1 protein-coding gene is annotated in these 303 nt (G+C 61.1%); it reads right to left on the minus strand.

The window, feature by feature from the left end:
• The coding region (locus NKF26_RS23995; RefSeq protein ID WP_253235036.1) for an ATP-binding cassette domain-containing protein at nucleotides 1-303 on the minus strand (303 nt) is incomplete at both ends.

A 303-nucleotide genomic window follows, 5' to 3' on the forward strand; every position in this document is an offset into this window, starting at 1 on the left:
TGAGCAGAATCAGGATCGATTGCTGCATCAGCAGGTCCAGCGCCGCCGTCGGTTCGTCCATCACCAAGATGTCCGGATCCAACACCAGCGACAATGCGATCAGTGCGCGCTGTTGCATCCCGCCCGACAGTTCGTGCGGGTACGACGACAGCACGCGGTCGGCGTCCAAATACAGGTCCGCAAGCAATTCCCGCGCGCGGTCCATTCCCTCGGCGCGGTCGGCGTCGTGCGCATCGAGGGTGTCGTAAAAGTGGTCCTCGATTTTCATCGTCGGGTTGAACGAACTCATCGCCCCCTGGAACA

This window comes from Haladaptatus sp. AB618 (genome assembly GCF_024136965.1).
Taxonomy (GTDB): Archaea; Halobacteriota; Halobacteria; order Halobacteriales; family Haladaptataceae; genus Haladaptatus.